Genomic DNA, 17,402 nt, shown 5'->3' with positions numbered 1-17,402 from the left:
GCGCGCATGGCCCGGATCGTCTATCTCACCTTTCCCGACGGCTCGATCCGGGGCGGCGTGAAGATGCAGCTCCGGCATGTGGAGACGCTGCGCGCGCTGGGCTTCGACGCGGTGCTGTCGACGAACCGCGAAGCGCGGTGGCACCCGGCGCTGCAGCCGGACGTGCCCGTGGAGATCGGTCCGCTCTCCCCCAATGACATCATCGTGGCGCCGGAAGACGCCGTGCATGCCCTGGCCAAGCTTGCCGAGGCCGGACTTCGGACGATCGTCTTCTGCCAGGGCGCGCTGGTCTTCGGCGGCCTTTCGGTGGCGACGCTTGACCGGTTCCCCGCCGACCGGTTCCCCGCCTTCATCTCCGTGGGCCGCCAGCTTTCAGCGCTGATCCGGCGCTGCTATCCGGCCGCGACAGTTGAGTTCGTGCCGTGCTTCGCTGACGAACGCGTATTCCATCCGCGTGGCGAGCGGCGGGCGGCCATCGCCTGCATCCCGCACAAGCGCCCTCAGGAGGCGGAGTTCATCCGTCGGGTCTTCGACAAGTCGCATCCGGAGCATGCCGGCCGCGCCTGGCGCGTGATCCGCGACGCCGCCGAGGCGCAGGTGGCCGAGACGCTGGCGGCCTCCGACCTCTTCCTCAGCCTGGGGAAGCTGGAGGCTGTCGGCCTCACCCCCCTGGAGGCCATGGCGTCGGGCGCCCTCTGCACCGGCTTCACGGGCATAGGCGGACGAGACTTCGCGACCCCCGACAACGGCTTTTGGGTCGACGAGGACGACTGTGTCGCAGCGGTCGACGCCTTGGCTGCGGCGGCTGACCTATTGGCCGCCGGCGGGCCAGAATTGGCGCGTTATCTGGAAGCTGGACGCGAGACCGCCCGCGAATGGTCCTACGCCCGGTTCCGAAGCGCGCTCGAAGAGACATGGATGCGGCTCGCGCCGGAGACGCGCGTGAAGAACGGCCCCCTGGACTCCTAGGCGGCGAAAGCCGCGGGCAGGCCGCCGACCTTCGCGATGAAGCCGATCACCTCGTCGACGCCTTTCAGACGGGTCAGGTCGGTGAACACGTACGGTCGATCGCCGCGCTGCCGGCGCGCGTCGCGGTCCATCACCAGGAGGTCCGCGCCGACGTGCGGGGCCAGGTCCGTCTTGTTGATGATCAGCAGGTCGGAGCGCGTGATCGCCGGGCCGCCCTTGCGCGGGATCTTCTCCCCCTGGCAGACGCTGACCACATACAGCGTCAGGTCGGCGAGGTCGGGACTGAAGGTGGCGGCCAGGTTGTCGCCGCCGCTCTCGATGAAGATGACGTCCAGGTCGGGAAAGCGCCTGTTCAGATCGGCAATGGCCGCCAGGTTCAAGGAGGCGTCCTCGCGGATCGCCGTATGCGGACAGCCGCCCGTCTCCACGCCCACGATCCGATCGTCCGGCAGCGCCTGAAGGCGGCTGAGGATCAAGGCGTCTTCCTGCGTGTAGATGTCGTTGGTGACGACCGCGATCGACCAGCGGTCGCGCATGGCCTTGCAGAGCTTCTCCACGAGCGTGGTCTTGCCGGAGCCGACGGGGCCGCCGATGCCGATGCGCAGGGGGCCGTTCATGAGCCGAAAAGCCTTCCATCGAGGGTCTCGTGCCGCATAGCGGCAACGTCGGAGAGCAGGCTGGCCGATCCCAGGTCGTCCAGCGTCGACGCGGCCGCGCGGGCGGCGGTGCGCAGGATCACCGGCTCCAGCGCGGCGATCACCTGCAGGGCGTCCGACTGGCCGAGCGGTACGGCGCGCACCGCCACGCTGACCAGGTTCGCGGCGAAGGCATGCAGCCAGGCCGTCAGGGCGGGCTGCAACGGCAAACCGGCCGCGCCCGCCGCCGCACCCAGCGCCACGGGGTAGGGCGCGCGGATGATCGGCGGGGGGTTCCAGGCGGCCACCGCGGTCAGGAACGCTTCGCCCTGGGCCATGGTCTCGCGGTGGCGCTCGAGGGACGGTGCGAGCGCTTCTCCGAGTTCGGCGACGTCGTCGAGGGCGACATGGTCCTCGGCGGTCACGGCGATCCAGGCGGCTTTCACCAGCACCGCGTCGGTCCAGGCGGAGCCGTGCTCGAGCAGCGGCGCGATCCAACCGGTCAGCGAGCGCACGTCGGTGACCGCGCCTTCGCGGATCGCAGTCTCGAGGCCGTGCGAGAAGCCAAACGACCCGACCGGGAAGGCGGGCGAGAGCCAGGTCAGCAGACGCAGCAGGCGGGCCTCAGTGGGCATGATCGTGGCCCCCGTGATCGTGATAGGCGCCGCCCTCGGGATCGAACGGTGCGACTACCTCGCGGACATGCGCGCCCTGGTGTTCGAGCATGTGGCCGATCACGTGGTCGCGGCGGATCAGGATGCGATCCGCGAAGACCTGGGCGGCCAGGTGGCGGTTGCCGATATGCCAGGCCAGGCGGACGAGCGCGGCCAGGCTATGGGCGGTGATCTCCAGCAGGGGCTCGGGCAAGGCGACCACCGCAACGACACCGCCGCCAGGCAATTGCAGGCCATCGCCGCCCTTGAGGTGCGTCGCCTCCGCCAGGTCCAGCAGATACTCCGCACCCGACGCCCCGGTGAGCACGATGCGGCGACGGTGGCGTCCGTCGTAGTCAAGGGCGACCCGGTCGACCGGCTCGCCGCTCCAGGCCCCGGCGGGCAGGATGTCGGTGATGGTGGTCAAAACAGGAAATACCTCTGGGCCATCGGCAGCACCTCGGCGGGTTCGCAGGTGAGCAGTTCGCCGTCGGCGCGCACCTCGTAGGTTTCGGGATCGACCTCGATCCGGGGCGTCGCGCCGTTGTGGATCATAGAGGCCTTGGAGAGGCCGCCGCGGACGTTCTCCACCGCCACTATGTCCTTCATCAGTCCCAGCTCTGCCGGCAGGCCGCGTTCGATCGCCAGCTTGGACGTGAACACCACCGACGAGCGTGTCACCGCGCGGCCGAAGGCGCCGAACATCGGGCGATAGTGGACCGGTTGCGGCGTTGGGATCGAGGCGTTCGGATCGCCCATCGGGGCCGCCGCGATCGACCCGCCCAGCACAACGAGGTCCGGCTTCACCCCAAAGAAGGCGGGGCTCCACAGCACGAGATCGGCGCGCTTGCCCGGCTCCACGGAGCCGATGTGCGCGCTCATCCCGTGCGCGATGGCCGGGTTGATCGTGACCTTGGCGATGTAGCGTTTGACGCGGAAGTTGTCCGCCGGACCGTCCCCCAGCTTACCGCGCTGCTTCCTCATCTTGTCGGCGGTCTGCCAGGTGCGGATCAGCACCTCGCCCACGCGGCCCATGGCCTGGCTGTCCGACGAAATGATCGAGAGCGCGCCGAGGTCGTGCAGGATGTCCTCGGCGGCGATGGTCTCCTTGCGGATCCGGCTCTCGGCGAAGGCGATGTCCTCGGGGATCGCCGGGTCCAGGTGGTGGCAGACCATCAGCATGTCGAGATGCTCGGCCAGGGTGTTCCGTGTGTAAGGCCGCGTCGGGTTGGTCGACGACGGGATCACGTTCGCCAGCCCCGCCACCTTCAGGATGTCCGGCGCGTGGCCTCCGCCGGCGCCCTCGGTATGGAAGGCGTGGATCGTGCGGCCCTTGAAGGCGGCGATGGTGTCCTCGACGAAGCCGCTCTCGTTCAGCGTGTCGGTGTGGATCATGGCCTGGATGTCGAGGTCGTCGCAGACCGACAGGCAGCAGTCGATGGCGGCCGGCGTCGTGCCCCAATCCTCGTGCAGCTTCAGGGCGCAGGCGCCGCCGGCGATCTGCTCCACCAGCGCCTCGGGCAGGCTGGCGTTGCCCTTGCCCGCGAAGGCCAGGTTCATCGGAAACGCCTCGGCCGCCTCGATCATCCGCTGCAGGTGCCAGGCGCCGGGCGTGCAGGTGGTGGCGTTGGTTCCGGTGGCCGGACCCGTCCCACCGCCCAGCATGGTGGTGACGCCGCTCATCAGCGCCTCTTCGATCTGCTGGGGGCAGATGAAGTGGATGTGCGCGTCCATGGCTCCGGCGGTGAGGATCTTGCCCTCGCCGGCGATGATCTCCGTACCGGGTCCGATCACGATGTCGACGCCCGGCTGCACATCGGGATTGCCCGCCTTGCCGATGGCCAGGATGCGGCCGTCACGCAGGCCCACATCGGCTTTCACGATCCCCCAGTGGTCGACGATCAGGGCGTTGGTGATGACGGTGTCAGCGGTCCCGGACGCGCGCGTGGCCTGGCCCTGGCCCATGCCGTCGCGGATGACCTTGCCGCCGCCGAACTTCACCTCTTCGCCATAGGTGGTCAGGTCGCGCTCGACCTCCACGAATAGGTCGGTGTCGGCCAGCCGCACCCGATCGCCCACCGTGGGGCCGAACATGTCGGCGTAGGCGGCGCGGCTGATCCTGGCCATCAGAGCTTGCCCATCACGTCCTGCCGGAACCCGTAGACCGCGCGCGCCCCCCCGAACGGCACCAGGGCCACCTCCCGCTCCTGGCCGGGCTCGAAACGCACCGCGGTCCCGGCGGCGATGTCCAGCCGCAGGCCGCGCGCGGCAGCGCGGTCGAACCGCAGCGCCGGGTTCGTTTCGGCGAAGTGGTAGTGGCTCCCGACCTGGATTGGCCGGTCGCCGGTGTTGGCGACGCGCAGGGTGGTCACCGGCGCGCCTGCGTTCAGCTCGATGTCGCCGTCGGCCGAGATGACCTCGCCTGGTATCACTTGCGCGCCCTGGCCCGGCGCCAGCTCCAGCCCGCGACCACCGCCAGCACCACCAGGGCCGCGAAAGCGATCTGGTGGTCTGGCTCGCTGACCAGGTGTCGCACGGCCTGTGCGATCGGCATTTGCTCGTGATGGCCCTCGTGGGCGAGGGCGGGCGTGGCGGCCGCCAGGGCGGCGAAGGTGGTCAGCGCCTTGCGCATCGTTCTTGGGTCCTCAGCGTATGGGGTGATGAACGGTGACCAGCTTGGTCCCGTCGGGAAAGGTGGCTTCGACCTGGACGTCGTGGATCATCTCGGCGATGCCCTCCATGACCTGGGCGCGGCCGACCACATGGGCGCCGGCCTCCATAAGCTCGGCGACCGAGCGGCCGTCGCGGGCGCCCTCGACCACGAAGTCGGTGATCAGGGCGATCGCCTCGGGATGGTTCAGCTTGACGCCGCGCGCCAGCCGCTTGCGGGCCACCTCGGCGGCCATCGCGACGAGCAGCTTGTCCTTTTCGCGCGGCGTCAGGTTCATTCAGGTCCTCCAGACGCGGGGCAGGGGGGCGCCGTCTCGAAGGACCTCCAGGGCCGGGAGAAGCGCCTTGCGGAGGGCGAAGCCGTCGCGCGCCACCACACGGGCGAACAGCTTGCCGCCGAAAGCGCTTGCGCCGCCGCTTGGGCCCAGCGCCGCCCTGAGGAGTGCGAGGAATCGCGATGCGTCGTCGTCCACCAGGAGCAGCGACGCGAAGGCCCGCGCCCCGGCAAGCACAGGTGCGGCGGCGCCGATCGAGGCGATGGCGTCGTCCAGCCGTAGGTCGTCGGCGAACACCAGGCGGCCCTCGCGGCGGATCCGCCAGCGGTCGTGCAGCAGGCCATGGCGCACCGTCTCGTCCATCGCGGTGCGGCCCAGCACCACGGCCTCGAGCGCCAGCAGCCGCGCGCCCCCGCCGAGGTCGGCCTCCAGCCGGCGGGACAGCGCCCCGCCATCGAACAGGATCGTTTCCTGGGGCAGCCAGTCCACCTGCGCCCCATCGCCCAGCGTGAGCGACGTGCGGACCTCGGCGAAGCCGTCGCGGGCGCGGTAGACCTTCTCGCAGGCTTGCGTCGTCAGCGTCAGACGCGCGCGATCGCTGGCCTCGGCACGCCATTCGATCCGGTCTCCGCCCGTGACCCCGCCGGCGGTGTTGATCAGCACCGCCTCCAGGTCGCGCCCCCGCGGCAGCCGGATCTTGCCGCAGCCGTCCTGATAGAGCCGCGAAAGGTGGGTTCGGCCATGCTCGGCCCGCACCGCGATCCGCCCAGCCCCTCGCGCGCGCTGCAGCGTCGGCAGTTCCGGCAGAGAGGCGGGTCCCTGGATCACCGGTTCACCCTCGCGGGGTTCGTGAGACTGTCCAGACAACCGTGGCGAGCGGCGCGACGTCAATCGCGGGCGCCTGATTTTTGGGCGCAGCTAGGCGCCGGGCGGTGTCCCCCCGGTGTGGGCGTAGGTCTTGTTGGTGATCTGCCAGCGCCCGCCGATCCGGGCGACCGAGAAGTAGTCGACGAAGTCGCAGCCCATATAGTCGGTCTCGACCAGCACGGCCACGCCGGCGTCACCAACGATGTCGATCGCGCGAACGTTCGCCTTGTAGTTCGGGCCGGCCATCCCCGGCTGTCGCTCGATCATCGTGAAGAACTCGCTGATCGGGATGTAGGTCTCCACGGGCCCGATGTGACCCATCATCCGCGCATCGGGGTGGAAGGCCTGCTTTAGCTTGGCGACGTCGCCGTTCGCCCCCTCGATGTAGAGCTGGATGACGGCTCGGACCTCTTCCAGATCCTTGATCTGCGTTTCCATTGTTCTTCCTCGCCCCTCGCCCATGCGGCGGCCAACCAACGATCTACGTCAAGCTGTGCTTTTCGGCCGCAATCCGGAGATTCTTGCCAACGCCGCGAACTGGGATCAGTCTCTCCTCTCAAAGGCCCTGCGCCGGCGATCCCGGCGACAGGGCCTTTTCGACTCTGGAGGTTCGTTCGCACATGTCCGGCAACAGGACATCGCATATCCGTTTGACGTCGCACCCCGGGGCGGGCGCGGCCAGCCGCTTCCCGATCGTCTGGGATGCCCCGACCGCGCGCGAGCGCGGGCCGGTCGTCGCCACCGCCAACGCCGGAAGCGACCGCAACGCGATCGGCGCCCATGGCGGCGCCTATTCCGTCTACCGCGCCCTCGCGGTGGCCTCGGGCGCCATGGATCCGATGGTGCGGCCTGAGCTGGTCAACACCCATCCGGTGGTTCCCGTGGGCCCGCACCCGCAGTGGAGCGAGCCCGGCAAGATCGTCTCGCTCGACCCGTGGGGCGCCCGCATCGCCGAGGACTTCGCCCCGGAAATTGCCGAGGGCGTCGATATCCGCCCGACCATCGCCGTGACCAAGGCGCGCCTGACCCTGCCGGAGATCGCCGACGCCATGCGCGCGGGACGCCTGAAGGCCGACGGCCACGTCCTTCACGACACCGGCGACATCGCCGTCACCAAGGCCGCCATCGATCCCGTCTGGCATCTGCCCGGCGTCGCGGCCCGCTTCGGCGTGGACGAGCAGACCCTGCGCCGCACCCTCTTCGAACAGACGGGGGGCATGTATCCCGAGCTGGTGACCCGGCCGGACATGCAGGTGTTCCTGCCGCCCATCGGCGGGATCACGCTCTACATCTTCGGCGACGCCACGAAGCTGGGCGACCGCTCCGTGCCGCTCACCTGCCGCGTGCACGACGAGTGCAACGGCTCCGATGTCTTCGGCTCCGACATCTGCACATGCCGGCCGTACCTCACGCACGGCATCGAAGAGGCTACGCGCCAGGCCCAGGCCGGCGGCACGGGGCTGATCGTCTACAATCGCAAGGAAGGCCGCGCGCTGGGCGAGGTGACCAAGTTCCTCGTCTACAACGCCCGCAAGCGCCAGCCGGGCGGCGACCAGGCGGCGACCTATTTCGAGCGGACGGAGTGCGTCGCCGGCGTCCAGGACGCCCGCTTCCAGCAGCTGATGCCCGACATCATCCACTGGCTGGGCATCCGCCGGATCGACCGCTTCGTCTCCATGTCCAACATGAAGTACGACGCCCTGGTGGGCGGTGGTATCGAGATCGGCGAACGGGTTCCGATCCCCGACGACCTGGTCCCCCCCGACGCCAGCGTGGAGATGGAGGCCAAGAAGGCGGCCGGCTACTTCACGCCCGAAGGCGCGCCCACGCAGGAAGACCTCAAGAAGACCGTCGGCCGCGACCTGAAGGAATTCTAGGCGTGGATGACCTGCAGACGGCGCGCGGGCTTCTGTCCGCGGCGGCGGTGCGCCGCCGTGCGCATGAGATGCTGGCTCTGGCCGAGGCCGGCGACCTCGCGGATTGGCGCCTGGACCTGTCGCGACTGGAGGCGGCGGCCGACCTCACGGCCGAGACCGTGCGGCTGAACTATCCCGACCTCCAGGTCCCGTTCCATGCCCGCTGGCGACACTTCGTGATCGGCGGCCGGGACCTCTGGGCCGAACGTGAGAAGCCGTCCGACCCGGCCCAGCTCGGGCGGGCCGCCTTCGACCTGGTGATCCCGTCGGTCCTACTGGACGCGGGCGCCGGCGCGGCCTGGCGCTATCGGGATACGGCGACCGGCGCCGTCCTGGGGCGTTCAGAGGGGCTAGGCGTCGCCTCCTTGAGGTTCTTCGAATCCGGCGCGATGTCTTCCGACCCCTCCGATCCTCTGCGGGCGGACGCCCTGCAGAAGGTCGACGCCGCCATGATCGCGGAGGCGTTCCAGGCCAGCGCGGACAACCCCCTCGTCGGGCTGGAAGGCCGCGCGGCCCTGCTGCGCCGGCTGGGCGACGCGGTGGGCCGCCCTGGGGCGCTGTTCGACGTCATGGTCAAGCATGCCGAGCACGGCCGCCTGCGCGCGCCGGTGATCCTAGAGGTCCTGCTCCAGGCGCTGGGACCCATATGGCCAGGCCGGCTCAGCCTCGACGGTGTGCCCCTGGGCGACTGCTGGAGGCATCCCGCCATCGATGGCTTCGTGCCGCTGCACAAGCTCAGCCAGTGGATGAGCTATTCGCTGATCGAACCGCTTGAGGCGTCGGGCGTCGAGGTGGTCGACGTCGACGGCCTCACCGGCCTGGCCGAGTACCGCAACGGCGGGCTCTTCGTAGACACAGGCTCCCTCGTTCTGAAGGACGCGGAGGACGCTTCGCGCGGCCACGCCGTGGACAGTCCGCTGGTCGTCGGCTGGCGGTCGCTGACGGTGGCGCTGCTGGACAGACTGGCTCCGATGGTGCGCGAGCGCCTCGGCGTATCGGCCGAAGACTTCCCGCTGGCCCGGGTGCTGGAGGGCGGCTCGTGGGCCGCGGGACGCCGCATCGCCAAGCAGAAGCGGCCAGATTTGTCGCCGCCTATCACCGTCATCTCCGACGGGACGGTTTTCTGAGGGACATCGAGATGAAGGGCGTCCACGTCGTCGATCATCCGCTGGTGCAGCACAAGCTCACGCTGATGCGGAAGAAGGACACATCCACCAAGAGCTTCCGCCAGCTTCTCAAGGAGATCGGTGGCCTGCTCTGTTACGAGGTCACCCGCGACCTGCCCCTGGAGACGGTCTCCATCGAGACCCCGCTGCAGCCGATGAAGGCGCAGCAGCTCGCGGGCAAGAAGCTGGTGTTCGCGCCGATCCTCCGTTCCGGGATGGGCATGCTGGACGGGATGCTGGAGCTGGTGCCCGCCGCCCGCGTGGCGCACATCGGTCTCTACCGCGATCCGGCGACGCTCAGCTGCGTCGAGTACTACTTCAAGGCGCCTGCCGACATCTCCGAGCGCACGGTGGTGGTGATCGACCCTATGCTGGCCACCGGCAACACCGCCATCGCCGCGGTCGACCGGCTGCAGGAGGCCGGCGCCAAGGACATCCGCATGGCCTGCCTGCTGGCGTCGCCCGAGGGAGTGTCGAAGTTTCACGGCCACCATCCCGGCGTGCGCCTCTGGACGGCGGCGATCGATGAGCGGCTCAACGACCACGGCTACATCCTGCCGGGCCTGGGCGATGCCGGGGACCGAATGTACGGCACGCGCTAGGCTGCGAGAACTGGCCTTGCCGAGGATTCGGGCGCCAGGGGCATGCCGTGCTTCGATCCTGGGCGTCCGGCGGCAAATCCAGCTCGGGACACCGGTGTCCGTTGCCGCAAGGTGACCGGCGCTCACACAGTCGTCTTGCCCTCTCGGGCGTTCTCCTTCCTCGAACTTGGGGCCGCGCGGCGAACCGCGCGGCCCTTTTTCGTCCCAAGGATCAGGCCGCGACCTTGGCCTGGATCAGCCTGATGGCCTCGTGCGCGGACAGGGCCGCGCCCTCCTGCCAGGCGTTGATGTAACTCATGTGCTCGCCGGCGAAGATGAATGGGCCGTCCGGCCGGCATAGCGTCGCGTAGTCGGTCTTGCGCTGGTTCTCGCTCCACCCCACCGCGACCCCTTCGCTGAAGGGTGTGTCGCGCCAGGACACCGAGAAGGGCTTCGTCAATTCCTTGCCCCGGCCGGGATGAAACTTGTCGATCACCCGGCGTGAGATCGCATAGCGCTCGTCGAACGACATGGCGGCGTACCTGGGCGGGTTCAGGATGCCGGAAAAGCCGATGGAATACGCCCCGGTCAGGACGCCCGTGGTCTCGCCGAAGCCGCCCGAGGGGTACCAGATCAGCTCGTTCGCTTCGTCGGTCCAGGCCAGGCCGCCGAACTGGTAGTCGTCCTGTTCCCAGAAGCGGCGCGTCTGCCAGGCCACCTTGGTGGCGTGACCATAGGTCTTGCCGCCCGAGGCGATCGCCGTCCTCACGCCCGGGGAAAAGTCCGCCGGGATCTTGGCAAGGACGGGGAGGGGGATCGTAACGATCACATGGTCGGCGTCCAGGGTGCGCGCCGCGCCGCCCGCCGTATAGGCGATCCTCGCCCCCTGGCTCGCGCGCCGGATCTCCTTCACCTCGGCGCCGAAGGTCACGGCGGGCTTCACCTGCTCGTAGAGGGCATAGCTGATGCGATCCATGCCGCCGACCGGCTGGAGCATGGTCGCCTGCATCTCGATCAGCTCCTCGAAGAAGCCCGAGATGCCCCAGAAGCGGGCCTGCATCAGGTCGGAGAGGCGCATGGGTTCGGCGCCGCTCGGCGGATGCAGATAGCCGCCCGGGTGGTCCTTGAAGCCTGCCCGGCCTTCACGGTTGGAATAGATGTGCTGCGGGTTCAGGTCGCCATAGGCGCCCAGGTAGCCCATCAGCCGCTGCTTATCGACGCCGGTCAGTTCGCGGTCGAGGGCGCCTTGATCGATGGCCTTGGCCAGCAGCTCGGAGAACGCGCCACGGGTGTCGTTGATCGCCTGGCCGTTGGTGACCACCTTGCCGCCGAAATCGAGCTTGGCGGTGCGGTTGCCGTTGACCATCACTTCCAGTGGCACGCGCAGGTCGCGGCAATAGCCCAAGATGGCATGGTGCGTCTGGGGGATGCGGCCCGGGCCGGCGTTCATGTAGTGGTGGGTTCCGGCGTCCCAGTCGACGATCTGGTCCGGCCGGCCGACCTGTTGGATCACCGAGCCGCGCCGCACGCTCCAGGCGCGACCGCCGGGACGGTCACGGGCTTCCAGCACGGTCACCTCGTAGCCTGCCTTGCGCAGCTCGTAGGCGGCGACGAGGCCGGCGATGCCGCCGCCCAGGACCGCGACGGTGATCCCCTTGCCGCTGCCCGGGGGGAGCTGGGGCGGCCCGGCATAGGCTTTGGTCGCGGCCAACAGGCCCAGGCCCTGCATGGTGACGAAGAGCGCCCCATAGCCTCCCGCCTTGCCCACGCGCTCCAGGAACGCCCGCCTCGAGATTGCCATGTCCGATCCCCGCCAGCTGCCCGGCGAGATTTCACCTGTGCGGATCGGCGCGCAATATGTTCCGCGACCGGCGGTCGCCGACGCGCGAGGGCGCCCGCTAGAGCAGCGCCTCGATCTCGTCCTGCGTCAGGCCAGCGGCCTCCAGGACCTCGCGGGTGTGTTGGCCCAGCTTCGGCGCGGCGCGTCCGACGTCAGGCGCGCCCTCCGGGAACCGCACGGGCGAGGCGGGGACGCGGTGCATCTGACCCCAGCCGTCGTCCACGACCTCGAAGCAACCGGCGTCCCGCGCGAGGTCGGAGTCGGCCAGTTCGGCCAGGGTGCCCATAGGCGCCCAGGCCAGGTCGCCGGCGGTCAGCCGCTCGCCGACCTCGGCCAGGGTCATCTTGGCGAAGGCGGCGTCCACCAGGGCGCGCAGTTCGCGCACGGTCTCCTGGTCGGTGACCGGTGGATCGAACCGTGGCTCCGCCAGCAACTCGGGCACGTCGAGGGCGATCATCAGCTGGGTGAAGCAGTCGAGGGTTCTTGGCAGCAGCAACAGCCAGCGATCGTCCTTCGTCCGGAAGAAGCCCGAGATTGGGCCGGGCCGATCCGCGCGCGGCTGAGCGGTGACAACCTGGCCATAGCGGAGCTGGATCGCCAGGTCCCAGCTGATCGCATAGGCGCCGGCGCGCAGCAGGCTGGTCTCCACCAGCCTCCCCCGCCCGGTGGCGTGCCGCTCGTGCAAGGCCGCCAGGACGCCCGAGACCGTCGAGAGCGCCGTCACGTGATCGCCGAATCCCGGCCGCGAGGCGAACGGCTCCTGGTCGGGCGGGATGGTCGCGTGGGCCACGCCCGAGCGGGTCCAGAACGCGGTCATGTCGAAGGCCGGCGTGTCCGCCTCCGGGCCGACCAGTCCGTAGCCGGTGACCGCGGCGTAGATCAGGGTCGGGAACTCGGTCTTGAGGCTCTCGTAGTCCAATCCCATCCGCTTCATCGAGCCGGGCCGGACGTTGGTGACGAAGATGTCCGCCTGCGCCAGCAGCGCCTTCAGGGCGCGCCGCCCCTCGGGACGCGAGATGTCCAGCATCACGCCTTTCTTGCCGCGGTTCTCGTTGGTGAAGACGGGATTGCCCGGCTGCTCGGCGGTGTCCGGATAGTAGACGCGGGTGGCGTCTCCGATGGGACTCTCGACCTTCACCACCTCCGCGCCCCAGTCGGCCAGCACGGCCGCGGCGCTCGGCCCAGCCACCCAGGTGGCCATCTCCACGACCTTCAGGCCTTGCAGCAGCATTGTGGTCCTCCCGGCAACAGCTAAGCGTGGGGTGCGATCTGCCACAACTGACCCCACGGAAGGGGTCATGGAGGCGGGCCCCGAAGCACGCTAAGACAATGACATGGGCATGACACTCGACGGTGGGGCCTCGTCGAACAGTCAGGCCGGGGGGCGCCAGCCCACGCGGCGTTACGAGGCCAAGCGCAACGCCATCGTCCGGTCGGCGGTGGAGGAGATGAACCGCAAGGGCGTGCGCGGCATGACCCTTGGCGACGTGGCCTCGCGCCTAGACCTCGTTCCGACCGGGGTCATCTACTACTTCCGCAACAAGGAAGAACTGGCCGCCGCCGCCTTCATCAAGGGTGTCGAGGCCTATGAGGCGCTGATCGCCGCCGGCGCTGGAGAAGCCACCGTGGAGAGGCGGCTGTCCGCCTTCATCCAGGCCTGGTTCGACCATGCGCGGCGCATCGGCCTGGGGGAGGCCGACCCCCTGCCGGTGTTCAACGACGTGCGGGCGCTGAGTTCCGAGGCGGTGAATTCAGTCTACACCGGCATGTTCCGCAGCTTTCGCGGCCTGCTCGCGGGGCCTGAGGCCTTGCCGCGCCTGCACCGCAATGCCCGCGCGCACATTCTGCTCAGCGAGATGTTCTGGATCGTCGCCTGGCAGCACCAGGTGGAGGTCGCGGACTATCCCCGCACGGCCGAGCGCATGGCTGCGATCCTGACCCACGGCCTGGTGGCGAGGGGCGGCTCCTGGCCCAAGCTGAAGCCGTTGCGGCTTCTGCCCGACGACGGACCCAGCGCGAGCGCATCGTCCGAGATGTTCCTGAAGGCGGCCACCTGCCTGATCAACGAGGAGGGCTATCACGGCGCCTCCGTCGAGCGGATCTCGGCGCGGCTGAACGTCAGCAAGGGCGCCTTCTACCATCACAACCAGGGCAAGGACGAGCTGGTCGTCGCCTGCTTCGAGCGCACCTTCGAGATCATGTGGCGGGCGATCCGCGCCGCCGAACAGGCGGGCGGTTCCGGGCTGGAGATCCTGGCGTCGGCGGTCGTCGCCCTGATCGAGCACCAGATCCGAGGCGAGGCGCCCCTGCTGCGCACATCGGCCCTCACGGCGGTCCCCGAAGCGCTGCGGCCGGCGCTGATGCAACGCTTCAACAGGCTCTCCTACCGCTTCGCCTCGATGCTTTGCGACGGGATCGCCGACGGCTCGATCGCTCCCCTCGACGTGAACATCGCCTCGCAGATCATCAGCACCGCGATCAACGCCGCCGCCGAGCTGCACTACTGGACCCCGGGCATGGATCCCGAGACCGTTGTCGAGCACTACGTGAGGCCGCTCTTCGAAGGGCTGGCGTCCCCCGCGGCCCAATAGTGGATACCGTCCACTCAACTCGAAAGTGCGCCGCCATATCTGTGTGACCGTACCGCCAACTCAAAACATTTGACCTCATCCTGCCCCTCCCGCAGGTTGCGCCCCGCACAGACGGCGAGGCCGCGCATCACCGGAGGATGACCCTTGGCCACTGACACCGTGACCCACGCCCGGCGCCTGAGCCTGTCCACGCGGCTGTTCTACGGCTTCGGCTCGGTGGCGTTCGGGGTGAAGGACAACGGTTTCTCCTTCTTCCTGGCGTTCTACTACGCCCAGGTGATCGGGCTGCCGGCCCAGACGGTCGGCCTCGCGATCATGGCCGCGCTGATCCTGGACGCCTTTATCGACCCGATCGTCGGACAGCTCTCCGACAACACGCGCTCGAAGTGGGGCCGCCGGCATCCCTGGATGTATGGCGCGGCCATCCCCGTGGCCCTGTCGTACATGTTGATCTGGCACCCGCCGACGGGGTGGAGCCAGCCCGCGCAGGTCGCCTATCTCGTCGCCGTGGCGGTGCTGATCCGAAGCTTCATCAGCTGCTACGAGATTCCGTCCGCGGCGCTGGCCGCCGAACTGACCACCGAATACGACGAGCGCACGCGACTGCTCAGCTACCGCTATCTGTTCGGCTGGGCCGGTGGCCTGGCGGCCTACGGTGTCACCCTGGCGGTGTTCCTGAAGCCGACCGAGGAATATCCCGTCGGCCAGCTGAATCCCGAGGGCTATGCGCAGTACGGCGTCTTCGCCGCGGGCCTGATGATCTTCGCGATCCTGGTCACCTCGCTGGGCACCCATCGCCAGATACCGCATCTTCGCGCCCCGCCGCTCGAGCGGATCACGCTGGGCAGGCTGGGGCGCGAAATGCTCGGCACGCTGAACAACCGCAACTTCCTGATGATCCTGGCCGCGGCGTTCTTTCTCTACGCCGGCATCGGCCTGGGGTTCGCGATCAACCTGTACTTCGCGACCTACTTCTGGGAATTCAGCTCGGGCGAGATCGCGCTGTTCAGCTTTTCCAGCCTGACCGCGGCGGTGCTGGCCTTCCTGCTCGCCCCGCGGATCGCGCGGCGGTTCGACAAGCGTCCGGCCGCCATGGTGCTGATCCCCACGGGCCTCGCCTTCGGGATCGGACCGATCGCGCTGCGCCTGCTGGGGCTCTTCCCGGCCAATGACTCTCCGTTGATCTTCGGCACGATCTTCGCGACCAACATCCTCTACGTGGGGATCGGGATCGTCGCGAACATCCTCTTCTCGTCGATGATCGCCGACGTGGTGGAGGACGCCGAACTGAAGACCGGGCGGCGACAGGAAGGGTTGTTCTTCGCCGCCATCGCCTTCGCCAACAAGTCGACCACCGGCCTTGGCATCTTTGCCTCGGGCCTGATCATCGGGGCGATCGGCTTCCCGAGCGGTGCGAAGCCGGGAGCCGTGGACCCCGAGATCCTCCGCCAACTGGGCCTGGTCTATGCGCCGACCCAGGCGGTGCTCTATGGGGCGGCGGCGCTCCTGCTGCTGGGCTACGGCATCACCCGGACCAGCCACATGGAGACCCTGCGCAAGCTGGCCGCGGCGGCCGATCTGGCGCAGGAAGGCGAGCCCGCGTCGAGCGGGGCGAAGTTGAGATGACCGATCGCGCGGCTGGGCGCGCCGCCGCCTGAAGGAGTTGTGTTCGTGACTGCCGAAGAGTTGCTTTCCCAGGATTTCGGGACCCTTGCCGACATCATCCGCGCCCATGCCGTCGAGCAGGGCTCGAAGGCGGCGCTGGTCGATGCGAAGCGCACGCTCGCCTACGCCGAATTGGACGCCCTGATGGACCGGGTCGCCGCGGCGCTGCAGCGCGACGGTGTGGGCCGCGCCGACGTGGCGGCGGTCTGCGCCACGACTTCCGTCGAGTACGGTGCGACGTTCCTGGGCATCCTGCGGGCGGCGGCCACGGTGGCGCCCCTGGCTCCGTCGTCGACGCCCGAGAGCTTGGTCGTCCAGCTGAACGACAGCGGGGCGAAGGTCTTCTTCCTCGACGAACAGCTAGCCCAGCACATGGCTGGCGTGCTCGACCAGGTGAAGGCCAAACGGGTCTCGCTCGATGGGTCGGGCGCCGGCGTTCCGCTGGAGCAATGGCTGGCGCCGGCGGGCGCGAAGCCGGTGCTCTACGAGGTGGATCCGGACCAGGGCTTCAACATCATCTATTCGTCGGGCACCACCGGCGCGCCCAAGGGCATCGTCCAGCCGCACCGCATGCGCTGGGGCCAGATCCGTCGCGGCGTCTACCCGGACGACGCGGTGACGATGATCTCGACGCCGCTCTATTCCAACACGACCCTCGTCTCGTTCCTGCCGACGCTTTCGAACGGCGGCACGGCTGTGCTGATGCCCAAGTTCGAGGTGAAGGCGTTCCTGGACCTGTCGCAGAAGCATCGCGCGACCCACGCCATGCTGGTGCCGGTGCAGTACCGGCGGCTGATGGAATATCCCGAGTTCGACCGCTACGACCTCACGTCCTACCGGATGAAGTTCGCCACCTCGGCCCCGTTCTCGGCCGAGCTCAAGCGCCAGGTGCTGGACCGCTGGCCGGGCGGGCTCACCGAGTTCTACGGCATGACCGAGGGGGGCGGATCCTGCTACCTCCAGGCCCACGAACATCCCGACAAGCTGCACACCGTCGGCTGTCCGCTGCCGGGCCACGACATCCGCCTGATTGGCGAGGATGGCCGGGAAGTGGCCCAGGGCGAGATCGGCGAGGTGGTCGGCCGTTCGGGGGCGATGATGGTCGGCTACCACAACCAGCCCGGCAAGACGTCCGAGGCCGAGTGGTACAGTCCCGACGGCCTCCGTTACATCCGCACCGGCGACGTGGGGCGCTTCGACGAGGACGGCTTCCTCACGCTGATGGACCGCAAGAAGGACATGATCATCTCCGGCGGCTTCAACATCTATCCCAGCGACCTGGAAGCCGAACTCGGTCAGCACCCGGCGGTGCTGGAGGCGGCGGTGGTTGGCGTGCCCTCTGAGGCCTGGGGCGAGACGCCGGTGGCGTTCGTGACGCTGAAGCCGGGCGCCGTGGCGACGGCCGAGGAGGTGAAAGCCTTCGTCAACGGCCGGGTCGGCAAGACGCAGCGACTGGCGGACGTGAGGTTGGTGGACGCGCTGCCCCGCAGCCACATCGGCAAGGTGATGAAGCGCGAGCTGCGGGACGGCTACGCGCCCGCCTAGCTGGCTGCGGGTTGCCTTCGCCGGGACCG

The 17,402-nt window shown here is 68.9% G+C and carries 18 protein-coding genes; 7 read left to right on the top strand and 11 right to left on the bottom strand.

Annotated features, from left to right (window positions below; all coding sequences use genetic code 11):
* Positions 1-6 precede the first annotated feature (6 nt).
* On the top strand, positions 7-969 hold the full coding sequence (locus ACODSY_RS06845) for a glycosyltransferase family protein (RefSeq protein WP_488950946.1): 963 nt from the start codon (positions 7-9) through the stop codon (positions 967-969).
* Here ACODSY_RS06845 and ureG read toward each other — a convergent pair.
* From ureG to ACODSY_RS06800, 9 genes are all read right to left on the bottom strand, one after another.
* Positions 966-1,586: an urease accessory protein UreG gene (gene ureG / locus ACODSY_RS06840; RefSeq protein ID WP_488950945.1), complete on the bottom strand. Its 621-nt coding sequence runs from the start codon at positions 1,584-1,586 to the stop codon at positions 966-968. The genes ACODSY_RS06845 and ureG overlap by 4 nt on opposite strands.
* A complete protein-coding gene (locus tag ACODSY_RS06835; RefSeq protein WP_488950944.1) occupies positions 1,583-2,239 on the bottom strand; it encodes an urease accessory protein UreF in 657 nt (218 codons plus the stop codon). Before ACODSY_RS06835 ends, ureG begins: the two co-directional genes overlap by 4 nt.
* Positions 2,229-2,684: an urease accessory protein UreE gene (locus ACODSY_RS06830; protein WP_488950943.1), complete on the bottom strand. Its 456-nt coding sequence runs from the start codon at positions 2,682-2,684 to the stop codon at positions 2,229-2,231. The genes ACODSY_RS06835 and ACODSY_RS06830 overlap by 11 nt, the downstream gene beginning before the upstream one ends.
* A complete protein-coding gene (gene ureC, locus ACODSY_RS06825) occupies positions 2,681-4,384 on the bottom strand; it encodes an urease subunit alpha (RefSeq protein WP_488950942.1) in 1,704 nt (567 codons plus the stop codon). Before ureC ends, ACODSY_RS06830 begins: the two co-directional genes overlap by 4 nt.
* Complete coding sequence (locus ACODSY_RS06820; protein ID WP_488950941.1) at positions 4,384-4,689, bottom strand: urease subunit beta; 306 nt, start codon at positions 4,687-4,689, stop codon at positions 4,384-4,386. The genes ureC and ACODSY_RS06820 overlap by 1 nt, the downstream gene beginning before the upstream one ends.
* Positions 4,686-4,889 carry a hypothetical protein gene (locus ACODSY_RS06815; protein WP_488950940.1) on the bottom strand — a complete coding sequence of 68 codons (204 nt, stop codon included), beginning with the start codon at positions 4,887-4,889 and terminating at the stop codon, positions 4,686-4,688. The genes ACODSY_RS06820 and ACODSY_RS06815 overlap by 4 nt, the downstream gene beginning before the upstream one ends.
* Before the next feature lie 13 nt (positions 4,890-4,902).
* A complete protein-coding gene (locus ACODSY_RS06810; RefSeq protein ID WP_488950939.1) occupies positions 4,903-5,205 on the bottom strand; it encodes an urease subunit gamma in 303 nt (100 codons plus the stop codon).
* A complete protein-coding gene (locus tag ACODSY_RS06805; RefSeq protein ID WP_488950938.1) occupies positions 5,206-6,030 on the bottom strand; it encodes an urease accessory protein UreD in 825 nt (274 codons plus the stop codon).
* 90 nt (positions 6,031-6,120) lie between these two features.
* Positions 6,121-6,507, bottom strand: a complete 387-nt coding sequence (locus ACODSY_RS06800) for a nuclear transport factor 2 family protein (RefSeq protein ID WP_488950937.1) — start codon at positions 6,505-6,507, stop codon at positions 6,121-6,123.
* A 182-nt stretch (positions 6,508-6,689) separates the two neighbouring features.
* On the opposite strand from ACODSY_RS06800, the gene ACODSY_RS06795 reads away from it, so the two are divergent.
* The 3 genes from ACODSY_RS06795 to upp are packed head-to-tail and all read left to right on the top strand — an operon-like array spanning position 6,690 to position 9,753.
* Entirely contained in the window at positions 6,690-7,946 is a 1,257-nt protein-coding gene (locus ACODSY_RS06795; protein WP_488950936.1) for a GTP cyclohydrolase II, read from the top strand.
* A gap of 2 nt (positions 7,947-7,948) precedes the next feature.
* The gene (locus tag ACODSY_RS06790; RefSeq protein ID WP_488950935.1) at positions 7,949-9,112 is read left to right on the top strand and encodes a DUF1688 family protein; all 1,164 of its coding nucleotides are present in this window, start codon (positions 7,949-7,951) and stop codon (positions 9,110-9,112) included.
* Between the two features lie 11 nt (positions 9,113-9,123).
* Positions 9,124-9,753, top strand: coding sequence for a uracil phosphoribosyltransferase (upp, locus tag ACODSY_RS06785; protein ID WP_488950934.1), 630 nt, complete (start codon positions 9,124-9,126; stop codon positions 9,751-9,753).
* Between the two features lie 211 nt (positions 9,754-9,964).
* On the opposite strand, the gene ACODSY_RS06780 is transcribed toward upp, so the two are convergent.
* A complete protein-coding gene (locus ACODSY_RS06780; protein WP_488950933.1) occupies positions 9,965-11,533 on the bottom strand; it encodes a flavin monoamine oxidase family protein in 1,569 nt (522 codons plus the stop codon).
* A gap of 97 nt (positions 11,534-11,630) precedes the next feature.
* Positions 11,631-12,803 carry a CaiB/BaiF CoA transferase family protein gene (locus ACODSY_RS06775; RefSeq protein WP_488950932.1) on the bottom strand — a complete coding sequence of 391 codons (1,173 nt, stop codon included), beginning with the start codon at positions 12,801-12,803 and terminating at the stop codon, positions 11,631-11,633.
* A 103-nt stretch (positions 12,804-12,906) separates the two neighbouring features.
* On the opposite strand from ACODSY_RS06775, the gene ACODSY_RS06770 reads away from it, so the two are divergent.
* From ACODSY_RS06770 to ACODSY_RS06760, 3 genes are all read left to right on the top strand, one after another.
* Positions 12,907-14,163, top strand: a complete 1,257-nt coding sequence (locus ACODSY_RS06770; RefSeq protein ID WP_488950931.1) for a TetR/AcrR family transcriptional regulator — start codon at positions 12,907-12,909, stop codon at positions 14,161-14,163.
* A gap of 144 nt (positions 14,164-14,307) precedes the next feature.
* Positions 14,308-15,789, top strand: a complete 1,482-nt coding sequence (locus tag ACODSY_RS06765; RefSeq protein WP_488950930.1) for an MFS transporter — start codon at positions 14,308-14,310, stop codon at positions 15,787-15,789.
* 45 nt (positions 15,790-15,834) lie between these two features.
* The gene (locus ACODSY_RS06760; protein ID WP_488950929.1) at positions 15,835-17,373 is read left to right on the top strand and encodes a class I adenylate-forming enzyme family protein; all 1,539 of its coding nucleotides are present in this window, start codon (positions 15,835-15,837) and stop codon (positions 17,371-17,373) included.
* The last annotated feature ends 29 nt before the right edge of the window (positions 17,374-17,402 follow it).

The organism is Phenylobacterium sp. FG114 (assembly GCF_057809855.1).
Note: the sequence above shows the minus strand (reverse complement) of the source record. Positions and strands in the feature narration are given on the sequence as shown.